This window comes from Nostoc sp. CALU 1950, assembly GCF_051172895.1.
Lineage (GTDB): Bacteria > Cyanobacteriota > Cyanobacteriia > Cyanobacteriales > Nostocaceae > Nostoc > Nostoc edaphicum_A.
Window position 1 is genome coordinate 1 of the sequence record NZ_JBDNJQ010000134.1, and the last position, 24154, is coordinate 24154.

The 24154-nt window shown below is 43.0% G+C and carries 32 protein-coding genes; 9 read left to right on the plus strand and 23 right to left on the minus strand.

Annotated elements, in window-relative coordinates:
• The 7 genes from ABF638_RS27760 to ABF638_RS27790 all read right to left on the minus strand — a co-directional run.
• The coding region (locus ABF638_RS27760) for a tetratricopeptide repeat protein (RefSeq protein WP_435026109.1) at positions 1–215 on the minus strand (215 nt) is incomplete at its 3' end.
• Positions 216–565: 350 nt separating this feature from the next.
• The gene (locus ABF638_RS27765; protein ID WP_435026110.1) at positions 566–2017 is read right to left on the minus strand and encodes a DNA cytosine methyltransferase; all 1452 of its coding nucleotides are present in this window, start codon (positions 2015–2017) and stop codon (positions 566–568) included.
• The gene (locus ABF638_RS27770; protein ID WP_435026111.1) at positions 2014–2406 is read right to left on the minus strand and encodes an ASCH domain-containing protein; all 393 of its coding nucleotides are present in this window, start codon (positions 2404–2406) and stop codon (positions 2014–2016) included. The genes ABF638_RS27765 and ABF638_RS27770 overlap by 4 nt, the downstream gene beginning before the upstream one ends.
• A gap of 10 nt (positions 2407–2416) precedes the next feature.
• The gene (locus tag ABF638_RS27775; RefSeq protein WP_435026112.1) at positions 2417–2797 is read right to left on the minus strand and encodes a hypothetical protein; all 381 of its coding nucleotides are present in this window, start codon (positions 2795–2797) and stop codon (positions 2417–2419) included.
• Between the two features lie 45 nt (positions 2798–2842).
• A complete protein-coding gene (dnaB, locus tag ABF638_RS27780; RefSeq protein ID WP_104902089.1) occupies positions 2843–4207 on the minus strand; it encodes a replicative DNA helicase in 1365 nt (454 codons plus the stop codon).
• A 267-nt stretch (positions 4208–4474) separates the two neighbouring features.
• Positions 4475–5926 (minus strand): hypothetical protein, encoded by a 1452-nt coding sequence (locus ABF638_RS27785; RefSeq protein WP_435026113.1) that lies wholly within the window; start codon positions 5924–5926, stop codon positions 4475–4477.
• A 119-nt stretch (positions 5927–6045) separates the two neighbouring features.
• The gene (locus ABF638_RS27790) at positions 6046–6846 is read right to left on the minus strand and encodes a DUF5131 family protein (RefSeq protein ID WP_435026114.1); all 801 of its coding nucleotides are present in this window, start codon (positions 6844–6846) and stop codon (positions 6046–6048) included.
• 40 nt (positions 6847–6886) lie between these two features.
• On the opposite strand from ABF638_RS27790, the gene ABF638_RS27795 reads away from it, so the two are divergent.
• On the plus strand, positions 6887–7843 hold the full coding sequence (locus ABF638_RS27795) for a cytosolic protein (protein ID WP_435026115.1): 957 nt from the start codon (positions 6887–6889) through the stop codon (positions 7841–7843).
• Positions 7844–7910: 67 nt separating this feature from the next.
• On the opposite strand, the gene ABF638_RS27800 is transcribed toward ABF638_RS27795, so the two are convergent.
• From ABF638_RS27800 to ABF638_RS27860, 13 genes are all read right to left on the minus strand, one after another.
• Positions 7911–8516: an MT-A70 family methyltransferase gene (locus ABF638_RS27800; protein WP_435026116.1), complete on the minus strand. Its 606-nt coding sequence runs from the start codon at positions 8514–8516 to the stop codon at positions 7911–7913.
• Between the two features lie 30 nt (positions 8517–8546).
• Positions 8547–9002: a hypothetical protein gene (locus ABF638_RS27805; RefSeq protein WP_435026117.1), complete on the minus strand. Its 456-nt coding sequence runs from the start codon at positions 9000–9002 to the stop codon at positions 8547–8549.
• A gap of 10 nt (positions 9003–9012) precedes the next feature.
• The gene (locus tag ABF638_RS27810) at positions 9013–9309 is read right to left on the minus strand and encodes a VVA0879 family protein (protein ID WP_190963715.1); all 297 of its coding nucleotides are present in this window, start codon (positions 9307–9309) and stop codon (positions 9013–9015) included.
• Positions 9310–9311: 2 nt separating this feature from the next.
• Entirely contained in the window at positions 9312–9836 is a 525-nt protein-coding gene (locus tag ABF638_RS27815; RefSeq protein WP_435026118.1) for a hypothetical protein, read from the minus strand.
• A gap of 137 nt (positions 9837–9973) precedes the next feature.
• Positions 9974–10861, minus strand: a complete 888-nt coding sequence (locus ABF638_RS27820) for a hypothetical protein (protein ID WP_435026119.1) — start codon at positions 10859–10861, stop codon at positions 9974–9976.
• 43 nt (positions 10862–10904) lie between these two features.
• A complete protein-coding gene (locus ABF638_RS27825; RefSeq protein WP_435026120.1) occupies positions 10905–11363 on the minus strand; it encodes a DUF1392 domain-containing protein in 459 nt (152 codons plus the stop codon).
• On the minus strand, positions 11360–11758 hold the full coding sequence (locus ABF638_RS27830; protein WP_435026121.1) for a hypothetical protein: 399 nt from the start codon (positions 11756–11758) through the stop codon (positions 11360–11362). The genes ABF638_RS27825 and ABF638_RS27830 overlap by 4 nt, the downstream gene beginning before the upstream one ends.
• Before the next feature lie 8 nt (positions 11759–11766).
• Positions 11767–11991 carry a hypothetical protein gene (locus ABF638_RS27835; protein WP_435026122.1) on the minus strand — a complete coding sequence of 75 codons (225 nt, stop codon included), beginning with the start codon at positions 11989–11991 and terminating at the stop codon, positions 11767–11769.
• 68 nt (positions 11992–12059) lie between these two features.
• Complete coding sequence (locus ABF638_RS27840) at positions 12060–12911, minus strand: hypothetical protein (protein ID WP_435026123.1); 852 nt, start codon at positions 12909–12911, stop codon at positions 12060–12062.
• Positions 12912–13011: 100 nt separating this feature from the next.
• Entirely contained in the window at positions 13012–13401 is a 390-nt protein-coding gene (locus tag ABF638_RS27845; RefSeq protein WP_435026124.1) for a hypothetical protein, read from the minus strand.
• Positions 13402–13426: 25 nt separating this feature from the next.
• The gene (locus ABF638_RS27850; RefSeq protein ID WP_435026125.1) at positions 13427–13627 is read right to left on the minus strand and encodes a hypothetical protein; all 201 of its coding nucleotides are present in this window, start codon (positions 13625–13627) and stop codon (positions 13427–13429) included.
• Entirely contained in the window at positions 13620–13946 is a 327-nt protein-coding gene (locus tag ABF638_RS27855) for a hypothetical protein (RefSeq protein ID WP_435026127.1), read from the minus strand. The genes ABF638_RS27850 and ABF638_RS27855 overlap by 8 nt, the downstream gene beginning before the upstream one ends.
• A 160-nt stretch (positions 13947–14106) precedes the next feature.
• Positions 14107–14901: a hypothetical protein gene (locus ABF638_RS27860; RefSeq protein ID WP_435026128.1), complete on the minus strand. Its 795-nt coding sequence runs from the start codon at positions 14899–14901 to the stop codon at positions 14107–14109.
• 166 nt (positions 14902–15067) lie between these two features.
• Between ABF638_RS27860 and ABF638_RS27865 the strand changes: the two genes are divergently transcribed.
• Both ABF638_RS27865 and ABF638_RS27870 read left to right on the plus strand, forming a co-directional pair.
• Positions 15068–15283 (plus strand): helix-turn-helix domain-containing protein, encoded by a 216-nt coding sequence (locus ABF638_RS27865; protein WP_229467018.1) that lies wholly within the window; start codon positions 15068–15070, stop codon positions 15281–15283.
• A 146-nt stretch (positions 15284–15429) separates the two neighbouring features.
• Positions 15430–16353, plus strand: coding sequence for a hypothetical protein (locus tag ABF638_RS27870; protein ID WP_435026129.1), 924 nt, complete (start codon positions 15430–15432; stop codon positions 16351–16353).
• A gap of 44 nt (positions 16354–16397) precedes the next feature.
• On the opposite strand, the gene ABF638_RS27875 is transcribed toward ABF638_RS27870, so the two are convergent.
• Both ABF638_RS27875 and ABF638_RS27880 read right to left on the minus strand, forming a co-directional pair.
• The gene (locus ABF638_RS27875; protein WP_069072004.1) at positions 16398–16919 is read right to left on the minus strand and encodes a GNAT family N-acetyltransferase; all 522 of its coding nucleotides are present in this window, start codon (positions 16917–16919) and stop codon (positions 16398–16400) included.
• A gap of 4 nt (positions 16920–16923) precedes the next feature.
• Positions 16924–17463, minus strand: a complete 540-nt coding sequence (locus ABF638_RS27880; RefSeq protein WP_069072005.1) for an adenylate kinase — start codon at positions 17461–17463, stop codon at positions 16924–16926.
• A 109-nt stretch (positions 17464–17572) separates the two neighbouring features.
• Here ABF638_RS27880 and ABF638_RS27885 point away from each other — a divergent pair, with 109 nt between their 5' ends.
• A complete protein-coding gene (locus ABF638_RS27885; protein ID WP_435026130.1) occupies positions 17573–17842 on the plus strand; it encodes a hypothetical protein in 270 nt (89 codons plus the stop codon).
• A 234-nt stretch (positions 17843–18076) separates the two neighbouring features.
• Positions 18077–18229 carry a hypothetical protein gene (locus ABF638_RS27890; protein ID WP_435026131.1) on the plus strand — a complete coding sequence of 51 codons (153 nt, stop codon included), beginning with the start codon at positions 18077–18079 and terminating at the stop codon, positions 18227–18229.
• Here the strand turns inward: ABF638_RS27890 and ABF638_RS27895 are convergent.
• Positions 18224–19083 (minus strand): IS5 family transposase gene (locus ABF638_RS27895; RefSeq protein ID WP_435026132.1). Its coding sequence is split into 2 segments (ribosomal slippage): positions 18224–18715 and positions 18718–19083, totalling 858 coding nucleotides; the frame shifts between segments, so codons are not numbered across the junction. The two genes, ABF638_RS27890 and ABF638_RS27895, sit on opposite strands and share 6 nt — an antisense overlap.
• Before the next feature lie 87 nt (positions 19084–19170).
• Between ABF638_RS27895 and ABF638_RS27900 the strand changes: the two genes are divergently transcribed.
• From ABF638_RS27900 to ABF638_RS27915, 4 genes are all read left to right on the plus strand, one after another.
• Positions 19171–19755 (plus strand): DUF99 family protein, encoded by a 585-nt coding sequence (locus ABF638_RS27900; protein WP_435026134.1) that lies wholly within the window; start codon positions 19171–19173, stop codon positions 19753–19755.
• Positions 19756–19998: 243 nt separating this feature from the next.
• Entirely contained in the window at positions 19999–20355 is a 357-nt protein-coding gene (locus ABF638_RS27905) for a hypothetical protein (RefSeq protein WP_435026135.1), read from the plus strand.
• 103 nt (positions 20356–20458) lie between these two features.
• A complete protein-coding gene (locus ABF638_RS27910) occupies positions 20459–21481 on the plus strand; it encodes a spore photoproduct lyase family protein (protein ID WP_435026137.1) in 1023 nt (340 codons plus the stop codon).
• Between the two features lie 490 nt (positions 21482–21971).
• Positions 21972–24089, plus strand: coding sequence for a pentapeptide repeat-containing protein (locus tag ABF638_RS27915; protein ID WP_435026136.1), 2118 nt, complete (start codon positions 21972–21974; stop codon positions 24087–24089).
• Positions 24090–24154: the final 65 nt, after the last annotated feature.

Consider the following 24154-nt stretch of genomic DNA (forward strand, 5'->3'; position numbering starts at 1 on the left):
GTCGCAACAGAAGAATGTTGTTCTCCCTGCAACTGTTCTCTCTGTCCTGAAGCTTCCACTAACAACTCTTCGGCTTGATCATAGCGTCCTTGATAATAGTAGAGTTCTGCTAGGATTTTCAGGGTAGTCGCAACAGAAGAATGTTGTTCTCCCTGCAACTGTTCTCTCTGTCCTGAAGCTTGCAGATACAGCACTTTGCGATTCAGCTTGCTCATAGCGTCCTTGATAATAGTAGAGTTCTGCTAGCTCCTTCATGGTGGCAACAGAGAGATGTTCTTCTCCCAAGCGGGTTTGCACCGTTTATCAACGTTGCTCACGACTAAACTGCTGCTATCAGCGCTCAACCCCAACTTACGTAGGATTACAGAGATGTGCTTGATATTAAGTCTTCCCAAGGTTTGAGATGTATAATATGAGCCTGTAAAGTTTGAATTAGTTACAAATATTATTTAAAAACTTATAATAGCTTCCCTTTCTTTGCAACCCATACACAGCCTTAAAAGTTGGGCGAACTTTACCTGCTAATCCAGAACTGCTAAGAGAACTTTTAGAACTTAGCTATTGCCTACATAGCTATACTTTGTGCAGATATAAATAATTGAGTCGCAAAACTGGGAGGCACAGAATAGCCGATAATTGACCCAGCCGTAGCAGTCTCGTTGGGAAACTCATACCAACACGGAAACCCTTGCAAGATTGCAGCCCCTTCAATAGACAAAGACTTGACTGTACCATCCGGCAACCAGATATCAGCGAACTTACTACGGTTGCAGCCCTTGTGATCTGTGAAATGCGATCGCAGAATGGTGTTGCAAGGTAAATGCCCAGGCTTATATTTGGACTGTGTACGCCCCCCAACTCTTTCTATTAGCAATGGTGTTGGCGCATTCCCGGCTAAAAATTTCTCCAAAGCTTGTTGCTGTCTAGGTAGCAGCTGTGAATCAGACATCGTGGGGATGAGATGGGCGATCGCCTTGTACCAACCGCAAGGTGTAGTTCCCAAAGGTAAGGCAATGCTCAAACCCCTACTGGCAATCAGAACTAACCGCCGCCGCGCCTGGGGTAGCCCAAAGTCAGCCATGTTGACCACGCTGTAATCGACCGAGTAACCCTCTTGTTCCAAAGCATTCAGGATGATGGCAAAACTCTGACTGTTCTGATAGCGCGGCACATTTTCGAGAGTAAACACCCGTGGCTGCAACTGTCGGATAGCTTCTGCGACTGCGATCGCAGCCGTCAGATCATCAGCCGTTTCAATACCCTTACCCGCTTTTGCAGTGTGAGCTTGACTGAAGTTGGCGCACACTGGGGAGGCATGGAGGTAATCGGGGCGGCGGGGAAAACCTATGAATCCTAACCGTGCTACTTCTTGAACTGTTAGTTGGATTATTCTACAGCCATACTCGCTAAAGTTGCGGTGATGATTGAGAGCGATCGCCCGACTCAATTCTGGTTTTGTGGGGTCGAACTCGACTGCGATAGCTGGACGAATCCCGGCTTGCACCATCCCCGTTTCAATCCCGCCGCCACCAGCAAAAAGTACTACAGCGATCGGTGCATCATTTGGAAGAACTGGTTTTATTTTTGTGTTATCAAAATTTTTGCAGACATCTAATTTTGGTGATGTCTTTTTGGATTTCGCTCTTTTGATAAAAGCGATAATATCTTCCTTAGTTGCCCCCTGTTGTTGCAGTGTCCGAATCATTGGGACAGCGCCAGGGGGAATTGAGCCGATACTTTTGCCTTTCCATGCCCCGTTTATCTTCTCTTTCCAATTGAATGCCCATCGCCAATGAAAGGGATTATTCGGGTCACGTTCACCAATGACACGGGGATAAAAAACCTTTAACCCATTAAGTAGCTTTTTAGTTTCGAGGTACTGATAAAGACAACCGACTGATTCCCTCTGTGAGGCTTTGACCCCTTTCTCTAAGAATTTTTCGGGTGTTTCAGATAACTTAATTATTACTGATTTTGGCTTTGGAAGTAGCGTATGACTTCGGGCTGATTTAGTCATGCGGCCACCTCCATGACCAAATCATCGGGTACTTCAAAAATTCCCAACCGCCCAATGTAAGGAATTGGTGTGATTTCTCGCGGATTTTCCAACTGCCAATGGTATTGCCCAGGCATTCCCCAGCCAGATGCAACTTGTGAAAACTTGCAATCAACTATTGTGACAATACCGATGACTTGTCCACGACGTAGAGAGATTAACTCTGGGATTACTACCCCCATCCCTTGGCAAAATTCTCTCGCTAACTGGTACTCTTTTTTGGTACAGGTTTTTGCAGCGTGAATCAGAATGTCGCCGCGATAATTGATAGGCCAGCCACGGTTTTCAATATCCTTTAGAGCATAAATTATCGCCCATGCCCAGGGCTGACGAACGGATATCGCTTTCATGTACCACCTTCTAAAAATTCAGCAATTGAATGTATGCGTCTAATGCCGCGATCGCTGGATGTGGATGTGACTGTGAACGCAGCCCGTTGCAGATTGTGGCAATAGTTCCAAGCTCTATGAAAGTGAAATGAATATTGGACTGACGGTTAGAACAGCGATGTAAAACTGTTAGAAGAACAAAATTCAACTGTCTGAGAATTACATCTTCAGCTACATGAAGTCGCCAAGTAAGGTTTTTGGAAGTAACAGAACGCCAGGGGTTATCGAAAGAACATTTTTCAACTTGGGGCAGCACTTTTACCTTAAACCTGTAATCCCTGTCAGTGGTAGAGCATTCATCAGGGGCAAGAGCCGCCCACTGTTGTAAAAGCTGTTGGTAAGTTTTAATCATTCTCAGTTCCCGCATAAAAGACAATGTTTATCCTCCAGTAGCTCCTTAAAAACTACGACCACGAGATAAATTCTTGAATCTGGTAAACTGATGGTCAAATAAAAGCTTGACTGTACCAGTGGGGCCATTGCGTTGCTTGCGAACGACTAACTCAGCAATGCCACGATCTGGAGTATCGGGGTTGTACATTTCTTCGCGGTAAAGCATGATCACAACATCACTGTCTTGCTCAACAGCACCACTGTCTTTTAAATCACTTAGTACAGGGCGTTTATCGTTACGGTGTTCAACTTCGCGGTTGAGTTGGGACAAAGCCAGTACAGGCACATCCAAATCTTTGGCTAATCTTTTTAATCCTCGGCTGATTTCACCGACTCGTTGAGCCATGTTCACCCGTGAATCAGTATCAAGCGCCATAAGCTGTAAGTAGTCAATGATCACAAGCCCAACACCACCGTAATGGGATGAAATTCGGCGGACTTGGCTACGGATTTCATTAAGAGAGGGGCAAGATTCGTCGTTGATAAAAATCTGTTGTTCGCTTAACTGCGCGATCGCCACGCTCAAAGGTTGCCACTGACTGTCAGAGACATTCCCAGTTTCTAAGAAGTTATTTTCAATGCCAGATTCGCTGCTCAAGAATCGCTGTACGTACTCATCAGTAGACATTTCCAAGCTGAAAACGCAGATCGGCATCTTCCCAGTTTTGGCAACATTGAGAGCGAGATTACCAGCCAAAGCGGATTTACCAACAGAAGGACGAGCAGCCAATACATACAACCGTCCTTTGCGAAAACCACCGCCGAGTATACTGTCCAGGTCATAAAATCCACTAGCCAGTGCTGGTGAACCTGTACCAGCATGACGTGCTTCAATTTCGGTAAAAGTGTCGGCTAGGGCATGAGAAATATGAACCAAGTCAGAGGCAGAATGCTCAGACTTAATGCAGTAGACTTTTTGTTCGGCTTCGTCGAGAATTACAGGTAAATCAGTTTCGGTGGCATAGCCGAGTTGAACAATCTCAGTGCCAGCAAGGATTAACTGCCGCCTTTGGTATTTTTCCATTACTAAGTCAGCTAAAACATCGATGTTCACAGCTGACACAGTACGGTCAACCAGACTAGCCAGTTTATTGCGTCCACCGATACGGAACAATAAACCATTATCAGACAACCAGTTGGTGATACAAAGCAAATCCGTTGGCAATCCCTGGCTGTACAGTCGTAAGGCTGCTTGATAAATGTCTTTGTGGGCATTGATGTAAAAAGCATCTGCCACTAAGCGATCGCTGATTCGGCTCATGGCACTTGGATCGAGCATAATGCCACCGAGTATTACTTCTTCAGCCTCAATGCTTTGTGGAGGTAAGCGGTCTTGTTGCGATGTGAAGTTTGTTTTGTCTTGTGTCATAAATCCTCATAAGAATTCGCAATTCGCAATTAAAATGCGAATTAAATGCTGGAAGTATCTGTAGCCGAGATAAAGCAGAGGGGAAGAGGGTTTTAGGTTGATTAAATCTTCTTGACATCGTTTGATTTTTTCTGTTGGTTTACTTAATGGCAAACTGTGTGTTTCGTATTAAGCTTGTCCTGAGCGTAGTCATTCGCCATAGCGTCTCCGAAGGAGAAGGGTTAGTTGAAAAACTGCGAATTGCGAATTGCGAATTGCGAATTGTCCTCATGCAGCTTGCGGATGTAAATACACATACATTTGGGGATGTGTAAGTTTTAACCAATCCAACCATTTGAGCGTTGCACCTGGGTGTTGTTGGTCATAGCGAGTGCTGAAAGAAGCGATCGCTTTGTCTTTACCAACTTCATCCATGCGATCTAGAAGTTCGCTGAATGTGGCTTTATGCCAATCAAGAGAACGATTTGAGTAGTAACCGATGGGTTGGTCGTTGGCTTTTGATTGTTCAGTTTGCGGTGTAGATGATTCAAGAACTCTTGACCAATAAACCAGCAGTTCTTCTAAACCAGCTTTACTCACCTCCAAATTGCTGATTGATTTGATCACAGTGGGGACTTTTTGCTGCCAATTAACCTTGTCCCACTCGGCTCTCTCCTTGGCGATTAACTCCACCAAACGGCGATCGCAAGTTTGGTAAATGTTGTCTCTGCAAGAAGTACGCCAGGGGAAACGCCAAGAACGGAGCTTGATTTCATTTCTGTAAACTGCGGGTAAAGGCTCAGATGCCAAGATGCCGGGGTCAAGCAAGATGTGATTGAGCAAATCATCAATCGACTGAAATTTTGGTTTGCTTGGTTTCTTGTTTGCTTGTTCGTTTTTTTTATCGAACAACCCCGCCGCAATAGTTGGTCTACATGAGGTGTTATCGGTTTGTTGCAAAGACCCGGAATTTTTTAACAACGAAGTGGGTTGTTGTGGGGTTGGTTTTTCTGGGGTTGGTTCTTCTAAGCTTGGTTTTTTTGAAGTTGGTTCTTCAAGTTCAACTTCTTTCGTTGTTAAATCAAGTTCTTCTTTTTCACACACACTTTCTTGGGTGGGGGGCGCGGGTGGCGAAGCCAGGGGCGCATTGTGTGTAATCTCTGAAGTAATCTTTGAAGTAATCTCTGTATCTATTAGATCATCTTGACAAAATGTTAATTTTAAATTTGACATTTTGTTAAGTTCTAACTCACCATTTTGTAAACTTGGACTTTGACATTTTGTTAAATTACCATTTTGGTCAGAACGGGCAAATGTTGTCTTAATCCGCTCAGGAGCATTAGGAGGAGCTTGTACAACAGCTTGTAGTTCATTCAAGAAGTTTTCCCAGTCAATGCGGATGTGTTTTATGGGGCTATTCCCAAATTTATAAGTTGCAGTTTTAATCAGATTTTTGGACTGCAAAAGCTTAGTAGCTAAATCAAACTGTCTGGGTGTAATTCTGCACTCCTTCCACCAATCATCACGCTTTTTAGCCAGCCACTTGTACCCATCACGTTCAATTTTGAGTCGGGATTGCCCTTCATGATCCGGTAAATGCCAGTAGATGATCTGACTAAGTAAAATTCCAGCGATTAAGTCACCACCAGCCACGTCTACATAACAACGTTTGACTTCTATCGTGTCCCTAGAACGCGATTCCCAGGCTAGAAAACTGTTTTGATTAGAGAGCCAATTCATCTTTCTAGACCTCCAAAAATCATGTTTTCTGCTAAAATCATGGTTATAATCTCCATTCCTCAAAAATTGTGAGTTTATTCTTCCCCCGCACTGCGCTACAGGCGGGGGTTTTGCTTTATTCACGCATCAAACGGAAATTGTCTAACTTGCAGATGAAGAGGAAACTCTTCAATTTTTCCCCCTTTCTTGTCGCGGGTTTTGAATCGCTGTCCCCGAAATATTGCATTCGCCCCCAACTGCTTCACAAACACAGGTGTTTTAGCCGCGTGACATTGTTGGACAATCGATTCGAGCCATTCGATGTGGCATGGTCTGGAATTTGGGCCAGATTCACCACCAACAATTACTAACTGAACATCATTCAAGTAGTGAGTGATATCGCCCAAATCTTCTAACAATGGTTCAACTGACCAGAACCGAATTAAAGCCGGAATTTGAGCAAGAAATTGACTACGTTCTTCTAAAGTGCGGCGATTCTCAATCGAAGTTCCTGGCCAAATATTTAAAGGTAGCTTGTCTAGTCCATGATAGGAGAGCCATTCATCCATAGATGACAGCATGATTTCTGGGCGTTTGGTGAGAATCTGAAATACTTGATTGGGAGCAGCGAACATTCCATCTAGCATTTCATGTTGCCACAAACGCGGAACCCATTCACCAAAAACATCAGTCATTGAAGAAACGAAATGCTTCTTAGGTTTCCTTTGGAATCCCCATTTCCGAATAGCTTCTGTATCTAACACTAGTTCTGGTGGTTGCCCAGAGTAGGGTTGCTTATTCCCACCAAAGAAAGAATTTTGATTCAGCTTTTCGCTATAGCAATTTTTACATCCCTCTGAGATTTTTTGACACCACCAACCGCCTCCCTTGGCACGGATGATATTATCTGTTAAGTCTGTCCATTCTATGTTTGTTGGCATAAATACCTCTGAAATTTGAAATTAGACAATACATTTTAAAATGGCTAAGAAAACACCTCTTACTGAATACGATTCTCCTTGGAAGCAGATACTACAGTTGTATTTCCAAGATTTCATGTTGTTCTTTTTTCCCCAAGCGCATAGTGAAATTGATTGGAGTAGAGGTTTTGAGTTTCTAGATCAGGAGCTACAGCAAGTAGTCCGTGATGCGGAATTAGGAAAGCGACTGATTGATAAATTGGTGAAAATTTACCGTATTAGGGGTGAAGAATCTTGGCTATTGATCCATGTCGAAGTCCAAAGCCAGGAAGAAAGCGATTTCCCGAAACGTATGTTTGTATACAACTATCGGATTTTTGACCGTTATAATCGCTCTGTTGCATCATGTGCGGTACTGGGAGATGACAACATCGACTGGCGACCAAATCAATTTGGTTATGAATTGTTTGGCTGTACAGTTGATTTTCAGTTTCCTGTGATCAAGCTGCTAGACTATCAACAAAGGTTGCCGGAGCTTGAAGAGAGCCATAATCCGTTTGCTACGGTGGTCATGGCTCATTTGGCAGCAATGCAAACCCGTGGTGACAGGTTACAACGTAAGCAGCAGAAATTAGCTTTAGCGCGTAGGTTGTACGAGCAGGGGTTTGAGCGCGAAGCTATTCTGAATTTGTTAGGTTTTATTGATTGGATGTTGACATTACCATTAGATTTAGAACGAGAATTTAAAAGAGAAGTAGAACAACTGGAGGCACAACAATCTATGCAGTACATGACATCATTTGAGCGAATTGCCAGAATGGAATCTTTATTAGAAGGGATTGCAGTTGGTTTAAAACTAAAATTTGGTACTGAGGGTTTAAGCCTACTACCAGAAATTTCCAGAATTGAAGATGTCGAGCAATTAAGAGCAGTTCTTACGGGACTAGAGACGGCCAGTAACTTAGAACAATTGCGCTCCTTGTATCAGTCAACAACCGACACTCCCACAGAAAATTAGTGTTTAAGAGCTTGGTATTGGATTTTCCAGATGAGCGTAGGCTTTTAGTGCCTAAATTATTCCTTAGTTAGGCAGTTAAGCAAATATCTTGCTGACTCTGCTCAACAGGCTGATCAAACTTCAGAGCCTCATCACCCCAACAATCCCAGCCGTCCCTAGACTCGCGTGCGAACATCTCCAGCTTGGTTATGTCTGGACACAGTTTGTCTACGAGTTGGTAGAAACTTTCGGGCTTACGGGAATGCTCACGCCTGGGAGAGTGCAGGATGGTGGACTCGTTTGTGAGTGTCCGTCCAGAGAAAGCTTTGACATTCCCACGAACAGCCAAAGCACAGTGTTCAGTCGAATTCCGCAACCAATGACCGACACCTAGATGTGTTTTAGTGTTATCCTTGGTAACTTTTTCCCAAGTCAAAATAGTCTTGAGTTCAAATCCCCATGTTTGCAAGCATTGAGCCGCTTCAATCATGTGATTGTTGGTGAACCAAAGCCAAAGAACTGACCCCCTGCAATCGCTTAAGTCTGGAACAGGCAATGACAATATTTCTTCTATATGCATTGGCTTGTAGTTAATGCGGTTTCGGTGAGTTTTATCCTGATTTCTCAGCCGATAGAACCAGGGAGGGTCAATCACGATGCACTGGTATTGACCTTCTAATGTTGTTAGTCTCATGTTTAACTCCTGTTATTTTCAATGTTAATTTCAGTCTTGTTCTGGAAATTCAATGTGGCTTAAAGTCTGAAGTTCAACAGCTAATCCACTTAAGAAATTTTGGAGTTCAACTGTTGCTAATTCTTTGGATATCTCTTTTTCTGATGTGTAAATAAGTTGCTTGTGATGCCCAAAGTAAACTTCTGTACGAGTTAAGTTTTGCTCTGCATCAGTTAACAGAGTCAAAGTAAATCTTCCAAGTTTGCAAAAGTAATACTGACGGGTTGCACAAGTATCTCCTTGATGCCAAGTAATATTGGTTTTTGAACCAATGTGAGCGCTAATAGATTCAAAATCTACTTGGTAAATATTCAAATATGCTTGCATTTCTCCACTGTTGTAGTAGCCAACAATGTGTTGCCTGATTCCATCAACTGATAGGCTATCGGGGATATTAATATGGGCAACAGATGCAACTTTTTCAACTACTGTGACTACGACTTCCATATCTCCTGCCTCAAACCCCAAATTCAAAAACTTTAATTCCATCAACATCAACGGGATTAAGGTTAATTAATCCGCCGCCAGCGTAATTACAAGGAATCTTGCGCTTATCCTTATCATCGAAAGCATCTTTACAAACTGGCATCCATCGTCCTACACAAGAAAATCCTGCGGCAGAAGATGGAGCGCCAGCTTTTTTGTAATCTTGGACAGAAGCAATGTGACCGCAACATGGACACTTAAACTTCCATTGCATCTTGTCTTGTCCAAATAGTGTTTCTCCAAGAGTTAGCCACTGTTCTTTATTCATATTTAATCCTCCTCATCTTCTAATTCTTCGTCTTCATGGAAACTTACCCCAAATAATTCATGAATAAAAGCTCCTACTTTTTTCCAATCAACTTGGGCTTCAGCTACTTCCGGCATAGGATATTTTTTAGTGATTTTTTTAAAACTAGAAAAATCTTCCCAAGTCCACTCGCCTAACTTATCTGATTCAGTATCAGTTAAGCAATTTAGGCTAATAATATAATCTTGTACTCTTTCTTTGATTTGTTCTCTGTCGCCAAATTTCCAAAACTCACCAAACCAAGTAATTACTTTTTTTGTGCTGTCTGTTTCTGAAGAGTCTTCCTCCACCTCCTCATCTGAACATTCATCTTCGATGGATTCAAATTCTTGAATAGCAAACAAAGCCATAGGCACACACGCTCTTTCTGCTGGATGTGTAGCTGATTGCATTCGATATGATTCGGGGACTACATAGCCTTGGATCGCGTAGAATTTCTTAGCTAGTTTTTCAATCAATACATCTTTCTGGAAGTAGCCGAGTTCCATATCTTTTCCCCTCAAGGTAAAATTTACCTTTGTTGTAAAAGTCTTAATTCTTGATTACTTGGCGATCGCTCTGCTTGAGCAATGACCAATGACCAATGACTAATGACTAATGACTAATGACCAATGATCAATGACCATCAAGCAGTAACTACAGCTTTCTTGCTAGTGAAAGCCCCCGCCTGCCTTAGCGTTGCACCAGGACTGGGATGAGCAAAGAATTCTTCTACAGCTTTGGTCAACCCAGCCGCAACAGTCGGCTCGTGACAAGCGTAAACATAGATGGGCTGTTGCACACCGTTAACCAATCGCGTTTCTTGGCGATCGCCCAGGTGCGGGTAGAATGTGCGAACCCATGTCCCAAGATGACCACGGTAGTGAGCGCCGTTCAGGGGGACTTTCTTTCCAAGTTCGTTCTCTGCAAAATTTACAACCCCCAACCATCGTTCTTCTGAAGGGGTTAACAATTTTCTGTTGTGTTCTGCCAAAAGATTCCCGGCATAGTCTTTGAATTGCTGTTCCATGTATGGGTTGAGTCTGCCACCAGTTAACTCAGCTAAAGTTTTCATGGCCAGAACAAGAGTATGCAATCGTTGTTCAACTGGGGGGAGGGCTGGTGTAGTGGGTTGTTCTTGTGGTTGAGTGGCGGGTTTTGTCCAGCCCATAATGTCTTGCATCCAGGCGCGAACACCGATCCGATTGAAAGCTTTGCATACAAGTCTGGCTTGCTGTTTGCAGTACCGCCCAGCATCAAAAGCGTAATATTCAATAACGGCAGCAACACCTATATCAGGTATTCCCTCATTCCAGGTTTCTAGTGCCGCAGGGCTAAATCCTTGTTGTATAAGGCTTTGGGCTAATGCAGAGGGTTCCAGTGCCGCACTTAGTAACGCACGACGAAGTGAAGAATCTTGTACATCTGCCAGCCTTGCAGTTGCTCGAATACTAGCCTTACCGTGTCCCAAAGCATCAACGCTGATTTCTTGCTTTATCTGGTCGATAATTTGAGCGATTTCGATTTGCGACATAACTTTAGTTGGGTGATAATTTTTCGTTGTTGATTAGAGAGAATTAGACATTCACGCGCACCAAACTTTTTTCACCAACCAGTGAGAAACGATTAGATATAGCCCGTGATTGACTTAAGGTTGGCGACATTAATTCAACAAGGTAAAACCAAGAGTTATTCACAAGCCCAATCCCCAAAATCAGCCGTTGTTTTGTTCCCTTGTCGTGAGAACAGAGCATCATTCTTTCGCCCAAAACGAAAGCAGGTTTTTGCACGTTGATGGCTTCTAATTCTCCCGTCCCAATGATTTGGTTCTGTGTAGCGTGGAGTATTTCTTTACCGCAATCAATTGAATAAATCCAACATTCGTGTTTCCATTGCATACCGCAGCAGTAACCAAATGTTCTCGTGGTTCTAAGGTATACTCTCTCAAGTAAATTCACCTCAAGGGGTGGAATTGTTTGTCTCCAAGGTGGCGAGATATACCAGATTGTTTGAAGCGTGTTAATGTGGTCAATCATGCTTTTCTTCCTAATAAGTAATTAATGGCTTCGGTATCGAGAGCAGCAATGCGTTTTTTAATTGATTGTGGTGGGTTGTCAAAAAAATGTTTGAGATGAGAAATTCTGACTTGATAATGTTTGGCAGAACGTTTAGTAGCTTTGAGCCATCCTCTTCCTACCCATCTAGATACAGTTGAGAAATTCAATTTCAGAACTTGGGCAATTTCTTTACAAGAATAGTTATCAAGAGTAGGACGGGCTGAATAACCTAAGCTATTTAACTTCAGATAAATTGCAACTGGTGTGCGATAAAATCCTCGTCTTTTTAAGCTTGAGGCTATTTGTTTGACTGTATAGACTTCAGCTTTCGCCTCAATAATTGCGAGTTCCTCATCAGTCCATTTGATACTCATAATCTCACCTACCCTATTGACGCAGAGATAGAATGTGTGTCAGTCTGTTCTTGTACAATTTGAGCGCTAATAGATTCAAAGTCCACCTGATAAATATTCATATATGTGGACATTGCCCCACTGTTGTAGCGGTCTACGATGTGCTGTTTAATTGCAGATTGATTTAGCCCATCAGGGATATCGATGTGCGCTTCACTTGTGATTTTTTCAACAACTGTGACAATGACTTTCATGGTTTTTATTCCTATTTGACTAATTCAGGATTCAGAAATAAAACTTCTTCTAAATCCTGACTTTTGATTTACACTGCTCCAGCTTTTACCGCTTGCAACTGTTGCATCCACGTTCTGATTGCAGCTAACTCATCAGCACCGCTAGCAACAGCATCAACAACTAGCTTTTGATACGAAGACTCAGCATGATTGGGATATTCACACTTGTTTGAAGCCCAAGCCAAACACATGGTTTTGATTAGTTCATTAATCTGGCTAATATCAAGTAAACTTGGGCGGTCAACATCCTGAAATTGCAACCACTCTTTGACTAAATCAAGCGGATAATCAAGCAAAGTGCGAATATTTTTTACTCGTAAATCTTGAGGATGTACTTTTTGCGGAACTACACTAAGTTTTGCTGGAGCTACTGGGGTTTCTGCTATAGATGGGATAGTTGAGGATGTGCCACCTAAGCGAGATTGAATGTCATTAATGAGAGTTCCCCAATCAGCATTTTTATTCCATTCTCTTTCAATTCTGGTTTTAGTTACTGCATCATATAGATTACAGAAAACCGTATTTTGTTCACCAGCATTAGCAGCAATAATCAGTGGCTTAGAAAAATCCTGTACTAATGATGCAGCCAAGATAAAGCTTTTGGTGAAGTTTGTTTCAACACCACTTCTGATGACATAAAGTTCATCGGCACTGACAACAATATCCAGCTTCAGATTATCCTTTCCTTTGAACTCTTTAGTCGTAAATCGCAGTTCAGACAGACACCCAGTTAATGCTCTTTGGGGAACTGGGATGGTTTTCTCCCTGTCAATATCGTAGTGATACCACAGGTAAGATTCTCCACATAACTCGGCGTTTTTGACATATAAATAGATGGGTTCGGGAGGGTTGCATAAACCTAGTTTGATTTCAGTAACCATATTTTGTTGACCTGTGCAATAATTAGTGGTTTGTAGCGTAAACTTTCAGTGCTTTACGATTGCTTGAAGAAAAGCTGATATTCAAGCAATCGCTTCTTTACTAAACAGAAGGTTCTCGATTCCGCTCTAACTCCCATTGCAAATAAGTCAGGGCAGTGCTAGCATCAGCAATGTTTAAATCTGGCTGATACCCTGCTTCTAAGAGTTGTTTGTAGTCTGGGTGTATAGCAATTTCAGATATCAGAGTTTGAGCTTGTTCAACTAAGTAGTGGAGATTTGGGTTAGACATTTCAATGCCAAGCCGTGAACATAAGTCATCCGCTTTTACACCGAATATTCCTGGCTCAATCTCCGTTTCTAACTCTTCAAGCAGAGATTGAAAGTTCGGGTGTTCATCGTTGATTTCAATCTCAAATAAATCTGCGCTCTTTGTAACGACAGTCGCCCAATCGGGTAAAGCCTGTGGAATGGTTTTCGCGTAAAGTTTCATAATTTTCTCCTCTGGGATTAATAACCTAAAAATCCTCGGCAATCTCTAACAAAAAACCGCGTCCCGTGTTCTGCATTTGCACCAGTTCTTTATCCAGTAGAGTTTGAATTACTGAATCCGAGAATTGGAATTGCAAACGATGCAGAGGAACACAACCGCCGCAAAGCTGAAGCAAACGCAGCAAATGATTGGCTCTGCGTTCAAAGCTGTCTGTAGAATTAGCCATTACTACTACCTCCAGTTACTACAGCTAACTGTTGTCGCAAGATTGAGATTTGACGCTGATAGAATTCAATTTCTGCGGTAATTTGCGTGAACAATTCCTGTGGGGAGAGCGGTTGGATTTGATTCTCTTGCAAGTACGATATTTCATCAGAATTCTTCTTAGGCATCAATACATAACGCCATCCTTCATCAAATTGTTCAGCCAATTCTGTACCAAATGGGTAGTAGTAAAGTCCTAGAATCGTGCCTTGTTCTGTACGTTGATCCAAAGCAAAGCGAGGGTAGCCCCAGTGTTGAGGGATTGAGATTGTAGGTTGCATAGATGTGAATAGGTGAATAAAGGGAAAATGAGAGAAGAATTCAGGAGTCAGAATTCAGAATTTCGGGAAGAGGTGGGAAGAAGAGGAGGAAGGCAGATTTTATTAACTTCTGCACCCTGCTCTTTGTTTCTTTACTGACTCCTGGATTCTGACTACTGAATTACGCTGTGACTAACTCCGTTCTCTCCAGCAGCCGTTGCAATTTATCGCCAGTTAGCTGTTCTAACGGCTGCTCTAAAAAATATTCATCAAAAATGGATTTACCATCAGTAGACACGTCCACCATTGATAATGAGCGCACTGCATCAAACACAGAGTCAGAATACTGCTGCTGTCCTGAACAACCCAGGATCACCCACCAGTTCCCGTCAGTGCATCCGACTTGGCCCAGTTTCACGCCGTTGTTGTAAATGCCATCGTCGAGAATTTCAAACCCATAATTTTGGCACTCGTTGAAAATATGCGCCATGATTAGGTTTTCAGTTGTGTAGGGTGTTTCTGTCTGTATTTGGGCGGGTTCGTTTAGTGTGCTGTCTTGGTGATGCCATTGAATGAAGCGGTGGCATCTTGCATAAGTGTTAGCTCGGAATTTCTCTTTACCCTCTACCATGACTACCCAAGGTTGGGTTAGGTCATCGTCGTGGCTGATGGTGGCAATTAGATGATTGCCTGAATATATTTCGTGATCGTAAAAGGATATTTCTTTTGTTGTCAGTGGTTCGGGAGCTACGGCTTGGGCTTGGTCAGCGATGTAGTTGTCGAGTTCGGCTTGAGCGAGGGCTTGGTTGTCAACTTTCTGAAGCTGGGTGGATTGGTGGGCGATGATTGCGTTTACCCAGGTATCAGCCGCTCTTTTGTCCCCGGCGGGTGTAACGCCTAATTCAATGGCGATTCTTTTGAGGCGGGGGAGGCTATAGCGTGAAAGGGCTTGCTGTGTGTAGGTTGGATGCGTCATAATTAAGATTCCTTATTATTAGGGACAGAAAAAGCGCTCTAGATTCGCAGTCGGGGGCGCTTTTTCTATATTTATTATGCGTGAAAAAGTTCACAGTGTCAACTAGTTCACATGAAGAAAATCATGGTAAGATAATGCTATGAATTAGTGCATGGGAGAAATTTACGTGTCTAGGATTGCAAAACTCAGAGAGGAAAAGAATTTGACTCAAAGGCAGATAGCGGAGGCGCTGGGGCTTGATGTCTCGACGGTTCGCAACTGGGAAAAAAGCCGTGATGGAGTCAAAATGTTCGTTCGAGTTGCAAAACTTTGTGAGTTACTAAATTGTGAGCCAAAAGACCTTTATGAAGCTGTAGAGCCTGAAGAAGATGCTGAATTATGAATGCGTTCATCTTCTTGCTATGCCTTCACCGTCTTTTAATAAGCAATGCCTGCGGCAAGCTAAGTCTACACAGTTGCCAGTTACATCCAACATTTACGTTGCAATCAACTCAAAGCAAATAGCATCGGATTAAAGGAGGTGGAAGTATGAACCAGCCACCTTCTAGAAGACGGAAAAAAGCCATCCCTGCTGCATCTAATGACAGCACATTACCAAATGACCTTGCAGAAGAGGATATCTCCCCTCAAGAAAACCCAGCCTTAGCAACAATTGACGTTCCTGCTGTTGAAGTACCGGAACTAACCGAGCAGGAGCAGAGCGATCGTCTGCACTTGGAGCGTAGGGTAGAACGAGCGTTCTTTGAAGCAGGGAAGGCATTGACTGAGTTACGCGATCGCAGATTATATCGTTCCACGCACAAAACTTTTGAAGATTATTGCCGCGAACGCTTTGGTTTTAGCCGCAGACAGCCTTACCACTTAATAGAAGCTGCGGTTATTTTTGATAATTTGGTGGAGAAATGTGAACGGAACGTTCACATTTTGCCGACTAATGAGTGGCAAATCAGGCCACTGTCCAAGCTTGACCCAGATATTCAGCCCGAAGCATGGGAGCAAGCAGTAGAATCTGCCAAGGGGAAAGTACCATCTCATCGCATCGTCAAAGATGCGGTGCAACGAATAATGGAACGTACTCAAGTACCTAACACCTATCAATTAGGCGAGGTATGCCAAATCTTAGCCAAAGATAATCCAGAACTCAGGGGCAAGGGTGGCTGCTGGGGGATTGTCAGCCAAGTAAATGAGTTCACTTGCACTGTCAAAACCTGGAATGGGGAGTACACCGTTGGCTTGCAGCACCTAAAGTCGTACAACTACTTGCCTGCCGAGTGTGAGCAGATGCTGGTGATTTGCGATCGCATTGGTCGGGTGTATTCCGATTCGCTTGAGGAGACAGTCAAAAGTCTGTTGCAGTTGTTGGGGAAGGTAAATCGGCCTTATCTTACTGCTGTGGAAGAGAAATTGTTGAGTGTTGTGGAGTTGGAATATGGGAACGAGATAAAGTTTTAAGAATTATGGTCGTTTTTATATAGTAAGTGTGCAACAGGTTCTCGTTAGGCATCATGGTTGAAGTGTAATGCCAGATGCTCCTCATCAAAATATCTACCATCAATAAATAAAGCATTACGCTCTAAACCGAAACGCTCAAAACCCCGTGAGCTATAAAGAGAGGCGGCTGGTAAATTGTTTGTAGTGACCGTGAGAACGATCTGTCGCAGACCATTAAGCCGTCGAGCATGGGATAATGCCTCATCAAGAAGCGCGGCTCCAACACCTCGCCCTCGATTCTCAGGTAAAACATACATACTCCAGAGAGAACCAATGTGAACACGCTTCAAACGGTTCTCGCGTGAGAAGCCGAGCATACCAATAAGTTTGTCCGTGTCGCTAAAAGCACCGAAAATCCCGTTAGCAGAATTATCGTGAGGGCGAAGTCTGGCAGCAAAGTCGGCCAAAGAAAAACGGGATTCCTCCTCATAACTGGAAGCAAATGCTGTGGGCGAGTCTCTCAATGCTTGCAAACGTAGTTCGCGGTAAACGACGACATCTTGGGTGTTTAAAAATCTGATTTCCATAGATTTATGCACCATCTTTTAAATTAGTCTGGCACTTAATTAATTCAAAGAATTGCGAAATTTCTTTAGTCGAGCGAATATGATAAACATTTTTCATGCTTTGAGCCTGCTCGATATACTCACGATATTTTGGTGTCAAATATTTGTGACATAGCCAAAGTACGCGGTAACTATTAAGCGAACTCCTCAATATTGGACTATTGTCAGGCCAGCCTGATGGCGGTTTAAAGTAACCTGTAATAAATCGTTTAGTTACCAGCCATCCATGCACATATAGAGGTAGATCGACATAAACCAGAGTATCTGCCTCGTTCAGTCTTAGCCAGAGAGTTTCCATGCAGCCAAACCCGTCAATAATCCATCGGTCAGTAGCTAAAATTTGCTGATGGACGCGCTTATAATCTTCATGTGGAACCTCAGTTCCCCCTGATTGATATTTAATCTTGTCCAAGATGTGAAGTGGTAAATCAGTAATTTGGGATAATCTTTTGCTTAGAGTTGATTTACCGCCTCCAGCATTGCCAAACACCGCTACTTTTTTCATTCCCACTCTCCTTTTAGGGCGATCAAGTTCAAGCTGGCACAAGTTTGTTACGAAAGAATAAGAGCTTTACTTATATTACCTTTATAATACAAGATATGTTACAGAAAAAATGTATTACTTTGCCCTGGTATCATGCACTGTCAAAACCTGGGGTGGCGAGTACACGGTTGGTTTGCAGCACCTCAAATCTTACAATTACCTGCCTGCCGAGTGTGAGCAGATGCGGGAGATATGCGATCGCATCAATCGGGTGTATTCGAGTGGGCTAGAGGAGTCGGTGCAGAGGTTTTTGGAATCATTAGGAAAGCTGAACCGGGCTTATCTAACGGACTTGGAAGAGAAAGTGCTGGGCTTGGTGGAGCTAGAAACAGGAGTTTAATTAGTTATATCTGCTACAAAGTAAATACAGATATTAAGATAGCTATCGTAGTAGTACATACACTGACTATTGCTCTCAACACCTCTTGGCTATCAAGCGCATACTTGTCCTGTTTACTCAGTAATTTTACGGCATTAAAATTCTATTTCCAAAGAATAATCTCGTAATTATACGATGTTTTTCTCTGAAAATACTTGTAATTTTAAAAGAGGTATATAAGTAAATTTCAGCGAAATGAACGAAATCAAATGGCAACCTCTAGACTTAGAAAATATTTCTACAGATGCTGGTTTGTATGCTTTTAAGTATAATGAACGCTGGCTTTATATTGGCAGTGCTAATAATCTATCAGTAAGGCTAGGGCGTGTTTTAAAACTAAAACTATAGCCAAAGAATGATGGAAGCAAGTGTCAGCATTGCAAGGTAGTTATCAGCTTTCTTCTCATAGCGTGTAGCAATCCGACGAAATTGCTTCAAACGGTTGAAACATCGCTCGACCCGATTTCTTTGGCGATAAATGGATTTATCAAACTTACCGCGTCTGCGTTCGTTCGACCTACGTGGAATGGTTAACCGAATACCACGCCGTTGCAAATGACGACGAATATTAGCACTGCTGTAACCTTTATCACCGACTAATCGCTTGGGGCGTAAGCGAGGACGACCAACACCTGCACGTTTTACCGCTCCTTGTGACATTAATTGCTCAAATACCACTGCTTCATGACGTTCACCAACTGTGAGCAAAAATGTAATAGGTAAACCATTACCATCACAGCGCATATGAATTTTGGTACTAAAGCCACCTTTGGAACGCCCTAAAGCCTCTCTTTGCTGAACTTGTTCAATTTCAGATAGCTCACTGTTAGAATTTAGCTCCCCCTTTTTGCTCCGGCTGCATGTTGGTGAGCACGGATAACACTGCCATCTACGTAATGTAGTTCCCAATTAAGTTGCCCCGACGCATCGGCTTGTTGCTGCAAGGACTGTAAAATCTTTTGCCAGATTCCACTTCTACGCCAACGGTAAAATCTACCTGCTACTGTCTCCCATTCTCCATAACGTTCTGGTAGATCACGCCACGGCGCTCCGGTTCGTAAAATCCACAACATACCATTGATCATTGTGCGGTGATTTTTGCTTGGACGGCCTGTTTTTGGTTTTTGAGCTGGAAGCAGTGGCATCAGGCGCTTCCATTGTCGCTCTGTCAAGTCGCCCCGACTTTGCGGTGGAAGGATCATAGATAAATGTTAACTTCGTTAATTTTTAGTATTCTCAACCATTTTACCGAGTTTTAAAACACGCCCTAGTCACCAAATAACAGCTTGATGAAACTTGAATCTCTCCTCAAACTCAATCGTACTATTCGCGTTATCGGCTTTGATGATGCCCCTTTTATTCGGGGTGCTGGTGGCAATGTATCTATAGCTGGGGTGGTGTGTGCGGGAACCCGATTTGAAGGTATGGTGTGGGGCGAAGTACAACAAGATGGTTTTGATGCTACAGAAATCATCTGCAAGTTGTTGATTGGAAGGAAGTTTTTACCACAACTACATATTTTGCTCTTAGATGGAATTGGGTTTGGCGGGTTTAACCTTGTCAACCTTCCAGAATTGGCCGAGCGCCTGCAATTACCCTGCGTTACCGTGATGCGCCGCCAGCCTGATTTAGCTGCTGTTGAGGAAGCGATGAGTAATTTGCCAGACTTCCAACAGCGATTGAAACTTTTGCACCTTGCTGGCCCGATTTATGACTATTCGCCCTTTTTCTTCCAAGTTAGCGGTGAAGAACCTGCTGTGGTAGCTGGGGTGCTTGAGCGCTTAACTGACTGTGGCAAAGTGCCAGAAGCTTTACGATTGGCGCATTTGATTACATCTGCTGTCATGACTGGAGAAAGTGGCAGCTCGGCTTAGGACAAAAGACGCGCTAATGGGCGATCGCTCTTTCAAATCAGAATGAGTTTTGATTGAGAATGTGCAAGCTTATTGTCTAATAATTAAGATTTTTGTTACCAAGTTTTTCCAGAATAGATGCATTGTTTTTTACAACAGGGAACTACTACTTTTAATTGGGTAGAATCCGCTTTCATTATAGCCCCAAGGTCATCTTTGAAAATTTTACAATGGTAACAGGTCACGAAAATAAGTTTTCTTTAAATGAAAATACAGTCATCAGTGCTAGTCCATTTAGGATTTGGCAAGTACGTGCGTTCGGATCAAGTCACAGCAGTGATACCGATTGAAGAAGACCGAGGACCAGGGCGACGTACCTTTGTTCAACTTCAGGGGCAAACTAATCCGATTGTTGCCTCAAGAGCTGAGGATACCATCGTGCGCGATTTAGTACAGGAGACACGAGAAGTCACTCAGGCACGTCAACAGCAAGAAATTCTCCAAGATTTATTGGTAGACTTAGGCAACGTTAACTCCACAGTGCGGCGGATTAGTCGTGATGAAGGTAGTCTAGATCTGGATTTGTTGGAGCGAAGAATTAAGCAAGTTCTAGAGAATTAATTGCAAAAGTCAGCAAGCTAAATAACGGAGACCGATATTGGTGAATACAATTACAGACCCAGTTTCAGTATCAGATACACAAACACGATCGCCAAAGTTGTGGATACCTGAACGGGTACTGTTTACACCTGCTGCCTTAAATGAGGTTTGGGGGCAGCAGATTCTGGCACGTGTGCGTTCACTCAACCTACCAATAGAAGAATTATCACGTAACCGTCTTACGGGCTTGCGTGGGGAATCTGAGCGCGATACTTACAACATCGCCAAGCGTACCTTAGCAGTGGTTACTGCACCACCCAGTTCCTTTAAACTGAGTCCCATACCACCTTCTGCTGATTGGCAATTTCATATCGCCGAGGGCTGTCCGGCTCACTGTCAATACTGCTACCTAGCTGGTAGCTTGTCAGGGCCACCTGTCATCCGCGTTTTTGCTAACTTGCCGCAAATATTAGAGAATTTAGCAACCTATGAGCAGCCAGGACAGGTAACAACTTATGAAGTTAGCTGTTACACTGACCCATTGGGTATTGAGCATTTAACTGGAAGTCTTGCTGAATGTATCCGCTACTTTGGCACTCGTCAAAATACTCATTTGCGTTGGGTATCGAAATTTGATGCTGTGGATGGGTTACTCGATTTACCACATAATGGACATACCCGTTGTCGAGTCAGCGTTAATGCAGCACCTATTTCTGGTCGTTTTGAGGGTGGTACAGCATCCGTAGCATCTAGACTTCAGGCATTGCGGCGGTTGGCGCTACCACGAGAATGCGGCGGTGGTGGGTATCCAGTAGGACTGGTTATCGCGCCGATTATGCCCATAGATGGTTGGCAGTCTTCCTATGGTCGTCTGTTTGACCAGATTAACGAGGCGCTGGATTTTGATTGTGACCTAACTTTTGAACTGATCTCGCACCGCTTTACGCCTGGGTCAAAAGAGGTTCTGCAAACTTGGTATCCGCAATCAAAATTGGATATGGACGAGTCGAACCGTAGCGTTAAGCGAAATAAGTTTGGTGGAACGAAGTATGTATATGACTCTGGCACGATGAAAGCTCTACGCTACTTTTTTGAAGGTGAGATTGGGCGGCGCTTTCCAAATGCTAAGTTGCTTTATTGGACTTAGAGTTTGTTAGTTACTACAGCTTGCTGTACTTAACAGCAAGCTGGGCACTTAAACATAAACACCTCCAGTTACGCTCTCCTTAACCTAACCTGGCAGTATTCCTGGCTTAGGCATCTACCTATCCTTATACAAAAGGCTTGCGGTCACTCAAAGAAGGCAACCATTTCACAATCAAATCGATATGATACGGGTCGTAAATTTAAGAGTTAGTTTTTTCATCCCGTTTATACTGAGAACGGTGTTTTGCAATCAAGATTCTTATTTCGTTTACCTTAGTTACAGCCTTTAGCTTATCTGACCGAACTTTTTTGAGGATGCGATCGCCCACTGCTGCATAATCAGTTTCAGTTCTGGGGGATTGGTTGCGATCGCTGTTTTGAAATAGTTTTCGCGTCCTGTCATCGTGTTTTCAAATTAATTTTTCTCAAATCTGGAATATCTCATCGCCAATTTGTATCAGAATTGAAGTGCAAGCGTCTTCTTAACAGTTATGCCCCAGGACTTCTCCTGTCAAAATCTTCGTGGGCGTTCCTTCAAAGGACAAAACCTTGAAGGAGCAAATTTTAGTGGCGCAGATATTTGCAGTGCAGATTTTACAGGGGCAAATCTGAGGGGTGTAAACTTCAGTCATGCTAAAGCTGGGCTGCAATGGCATTGGATAATTGGTTTAGTAATAGTTATATTACTTTTATCTGTATTATCAGGATTAATATCAGCATATAGCGGACTTTGGTTAGCATACTTGTTGGTCGGTGATGCTGCTAGATCAATTGGTAATATTCCTGGTTTGATAGTTTTAATACTTTGCATAATCTTTGTTATATTTAGCCTAAACATAGGCTTTACAACAGCTTTAGGAGTTCTTACAGGAGCTTTTGCCTTGGCTGTGGCTATGGCTGGGGCTGCGTATATGAATTTCCCTAACGGAATATGGGTAGCAATGGCTTTTTATGGTTGCAGCTTTGGACTTATGGGCGTACCCTTTATTCTAGCTTTTGCTGTGGCTAGCAGTAATGTTTTAGTTAGGAATGAAACTGTGGCTGTAGCTTTAGCTTTGATTGGTTCTATATGTGGAATTACGGTTGGATTTCTGATTTTAGATGATAGAGGGAATATATCTGGAGCTACGGCTACACATGTGCTTGGATTAATACCAGGTTGTTACATGGCTAAACTTGCCTTGGCCGATCATCAAAAGTATACACCACTTAAAACAAGTGCTATTTTCTTTACTGCTATAGGTGGTACAAGCTTTCGCAGTGCTGACTTAATACGTGCTGATTTCATGGGAGCCACACTTAAGAGTACAGATTTTAGAAATGCTACTCTTACCTGTACCCGTTTCCATCAAGCTAAAATGCTCTCCTTTGTTCGTCCTGGTAAAAGTTACCTTCAGAAAGTCCAGGTGCGACAACTACTAATTACAGGGCAAGGAGAGGACAAAAACTTTGACCGTCAAGACCTACATGGTGTCAACTTACAAGGAGCAAACTTGATAGACACCAGCTTTATTGGTGCAGATTTAAGTGAAGCTAATTTACAAGACGCTGATTTATCCAGAGCAAAGCTAATTCAGACTCAGTTGGATGAAACAGACCTAACAGGTGCGACTCTCACTGGTGCTTGCATTGAAGACTGGGGTATTACAAGTCATACCAAACTATATGGAGTAAGGTGCGAGTATGTCTTCATGCGATCGCCTACCCCAGATGACCCCAACCCCCGACGCAAGCCCGATAATTGGAACGAAACCTTTGCTGATGGAGACTTCGCTGATTTCATCAAACCCATTGTTGACACACTCGACCTTTACCACAACTCTGGTGTTGACCCAAGGGCGATCGCAATTTCCTTTAAGCAGTTAGCAGAGAATCACCCTAACGCTGAACTAGAAATTGTGGCAATGGAGAAACGGGGACAGGATAAGTTTTTACTTCGTGCCAAAACCGCAACAACGGCTGAAAAGTCCCAACTGAGTGCAGAGTATTTTGATACTTACAATGAGATAAAAGCTTTACCAGAGAGAGAAATTAAATTACTTTTAGCAGAAAAAGATAGTAGAATTCGTAGTTTAGAAAATTTTGTAAATCAGGCGCTACAACGCCCTAGTTATTATTCAAATGTAGAACAGGTAGGTACTATGACAAACAACCCCGGTGGATTTTCAGTTGATGGTTCAGTTGGCGGCAATATCAACAACGTTCAAGGTGAAGGCAACTCAGTAGTTCAAGGAGATACAACCATGACTGGCGATCGCACCATCAACACAGGTGGCGGCAACTATAACGAGCGCATTGAACGCGATTATATCCAAGGTAATTACTACGCTGCCGGACAGCCGCAAAGTCTTGCTGAGGCTGCTGCTGAGATTCAGCAATTACTAAAACAATTAGAGCAAACTTACCCTACCACTACTACATCACAGCAAATGGTAGTAGCAGCAGAAGCTATAAACCGCATTGAAAGTAACCCTACCTTGAAAAAACGAGTAATAAATGCTGTCAAGGAAGGTGGTTTAGCTGCATTTGAGAAAGCTATTGATAATCCAGCAGGTGCTTTTATTGTTGGCGCTGTCAAAGGCTGGCAGGAAGTAGAAGCAGAAGATTAAGGTAATTGAATTACTGGAGTTTAGACTAAAAGCGATATGAGAGAACGCAAACCAAATGGAATTAG

What these genes read in the sequence shown, in the direction of transcription:
- ABF638_RS27830 (WP_435026121.1), bottom strand. Translation starts at nt 11,758, where the DNA reads ATGAGTATCAAATGGACTGATGAGGAACTCGCAATTATTGAGGCGAAA.
- ABF638_RS27785 (WP_435026113.1), bottom strand. Translation starts at nt 5,926, where the DNA reads ATGAATTGGCTCTCTAATCAAAACAGTTTTCTAGCCTGGGAATCGCGT.
- ABF638_RS27825 (WP_435026120.1), bottom strand. Translation starts at nt 11,363, where the DNA reads ATGATTGACCACATTAACACGCTTCAAACAATCTGGTATATCTCGCCA.
- ABF638_RS27765 (WP_435026110.1), bottom strand. Translation starts at nt 2,017, where the DNA reads ATGACTAAATCAGCCCGAAGTCATACGCTACTTCCAAAGCCAAAATCA.
- ABF638_RS27915 (WP_435026136.1), top strand. Translation starts at nt 21,972, where the DNA reads ATGCCCCAGGACTTCTCCTGTCAAAATCTTCGTGGGCGTTCCTTCAAA.
- ABF638_RS27855 (WP_435026127.1), bottom strand. Translation starts at nt 13,946, where the DNA reads ATGCAACCTACAATCTCAATCCCTCAACACTGGGGCTACCCTCGCTTT.
- ABF638_RS27875 (WP_069072004.1), bottom strand. Translation starts at nt 16,919, where the DNA reads ATGGAAATCAGATTTTTAAACACCCAAGATGTCGTCGTTTACCGCGAA.
- ABF638_RS27880 (WP_069072005.1), bottom strand. Translation starts at nt 17,463, where the DNA reads ATGAAAAAAGTAGCGGTGTTTGGCAATGCTGGAGGCGGTAAATCAACT.
- ABF638_RS27775 (WP_435026112.1), bottom strand. Translation starts at nt 2,797, where the DNA reads ATGATTAAAACTTACCAACAGCTTTTACAACAGTGGGCGGCTCTTGCC.
- ABF638_RS27790 (WP_435026114.1), bottom strand. Translation starts at nt 6,846, where the DNA reads ATGCCAACAAACATAGAATGGACAGACTTAACAGATAATATCATCCGT.
- ABF638_RS27850 (WP_435026125.1), bottom strand. Translation starts at nt 13,627, where the DNA reads ATGGCTAATTCTACAGACAGCTTTGAACGCAGAGCCAATCATTTGCTG.
- ABF638_RS27845 (WP_435026124.1), bottom strand. Translation starts at nt 13,401, where the DNA reads ATGAAACTTTACGCGAAAACCATTCCACAGGCTTTACCCGATTGGGCG.
- ABF638_RS27885 (WP_435026130.1), top strand. Translation starts at nt 17,573, where the DNA reads ATGTATTACTTTGCCCTGGTATCATGCACTGTCAAAACCTGGGGTGGC.
- ABF638_RS27820 (WP_435026119.1), bottom strand. Translation starts at nt 10,861, where the DNA reads ATGTCGCAAATCGAAATCGCTCAAATTATCGACCAGATAAAGCAAGAA.
- ABF638_RS27770 (WP_435026111.1), bottom strand. Translation starts at nt 2,406, where the DNA reads ATGAAAGCGATATCCGTTCGTCAGCCCTGGGCATGGGCGATAATTTAT.
- ABF638_RS27840 (WP_435026123.1), bottom strand. Translation starts at nt 12,911, where the DNA reads ATGGTTACTGAAATCAAACTAGGTTTATGCAACCCTCCCGAACCCATC.
- ABF638_RS27800 (WP_435026116.1), bottom strand. Translation starts at nt 8,516, where the DNA reads ATGAGACTAACAACATTAGAAGGTCAATACCAGTGCATCGTGATTGAC.
- ABF638_RS27795 (WP_435026115.1), top strand. Translation starts at nt 6,887, where the DNA reads ATGGCTAAGAAAACACCTCTTACTGAATACGATTCTCCTTGGAAGCAG.
- ABF638_RS27815 (WP_435026118.1), bottom strand. Translation starts at nt 9,836, where the DNA reads ATGGAACTCGGCTACTTCCAGAAAGATGTATTGATTGAAAAACTAGCT.
- ABF638_RS27905 (WP_435026135.1), top strand. Translation starts at nt 19,999, where the DNA reads ATGAAAATACAGTCATCAGTGCTAGTCCATTTAGGATTTGGCAAGTAC.
- ABF638_RS27805 (WP_435026117.1), bottom strand. Translation starts at nt 9,002, where the DNA reads ATGGAAGTCGTAGTCACAGTAGTTGAAAAAGTTGCATCTGTTGCCCAT.
- ABF638_RS27810 (WP_190963715.1), bottom strand. Translation starts at nt 9,309, where the DNA reads ATGAATAAAGAACAGTGGCTAACTCTTGGAGAAACACTATTTGGACAA.
- ABF638_RS27900 (WP_435026134.1), top strand. Translation starts at nt 19,171, where the DNA reads ATGAAACTTGAATCTCTCCTCAAACTCAATCGTACTATTCGCGTTATC.
- ABF638_RS27890 (WP_435026131.1), top strand. Translation starts at nt 18,077, where the DNA reads ATGAACGAAATCAAATGGCAACCTCTAGACTTAGAAAATATTTCTACA.
- ABF638_RS27860 (WP_435026128.1), bottom strand. Translation starts at nt 14,901, where the DNA reads ATGACGCATCCAACCTACACACAGCAAGCCCTTTCACGCTATAGCCTC.
- ABF638_RS27870 (WP_435026129.1), top strand. Translation starts at nt 15,430, where the DNA reads ATGAACCAGCCACCTTCTAGAAGACGGAAAAAAGCCATCCCTGCTGCA.
- ABF638_RS27835 (WP_435026122.1), bottom strand. Translation starts at nt 11,991, where the DNA reads ATGAAAGTCATTGTCACAGTTGTTGAAAAAATCACAAGTGAAGCGCAC.
- dnaB (WP_104902089.1), bottom strand. Translation starts at nt 4,207, where the DNA reads ATGACACAAGACAAAACAAACTTCACATCGCAACAAGACCGCTTACCT.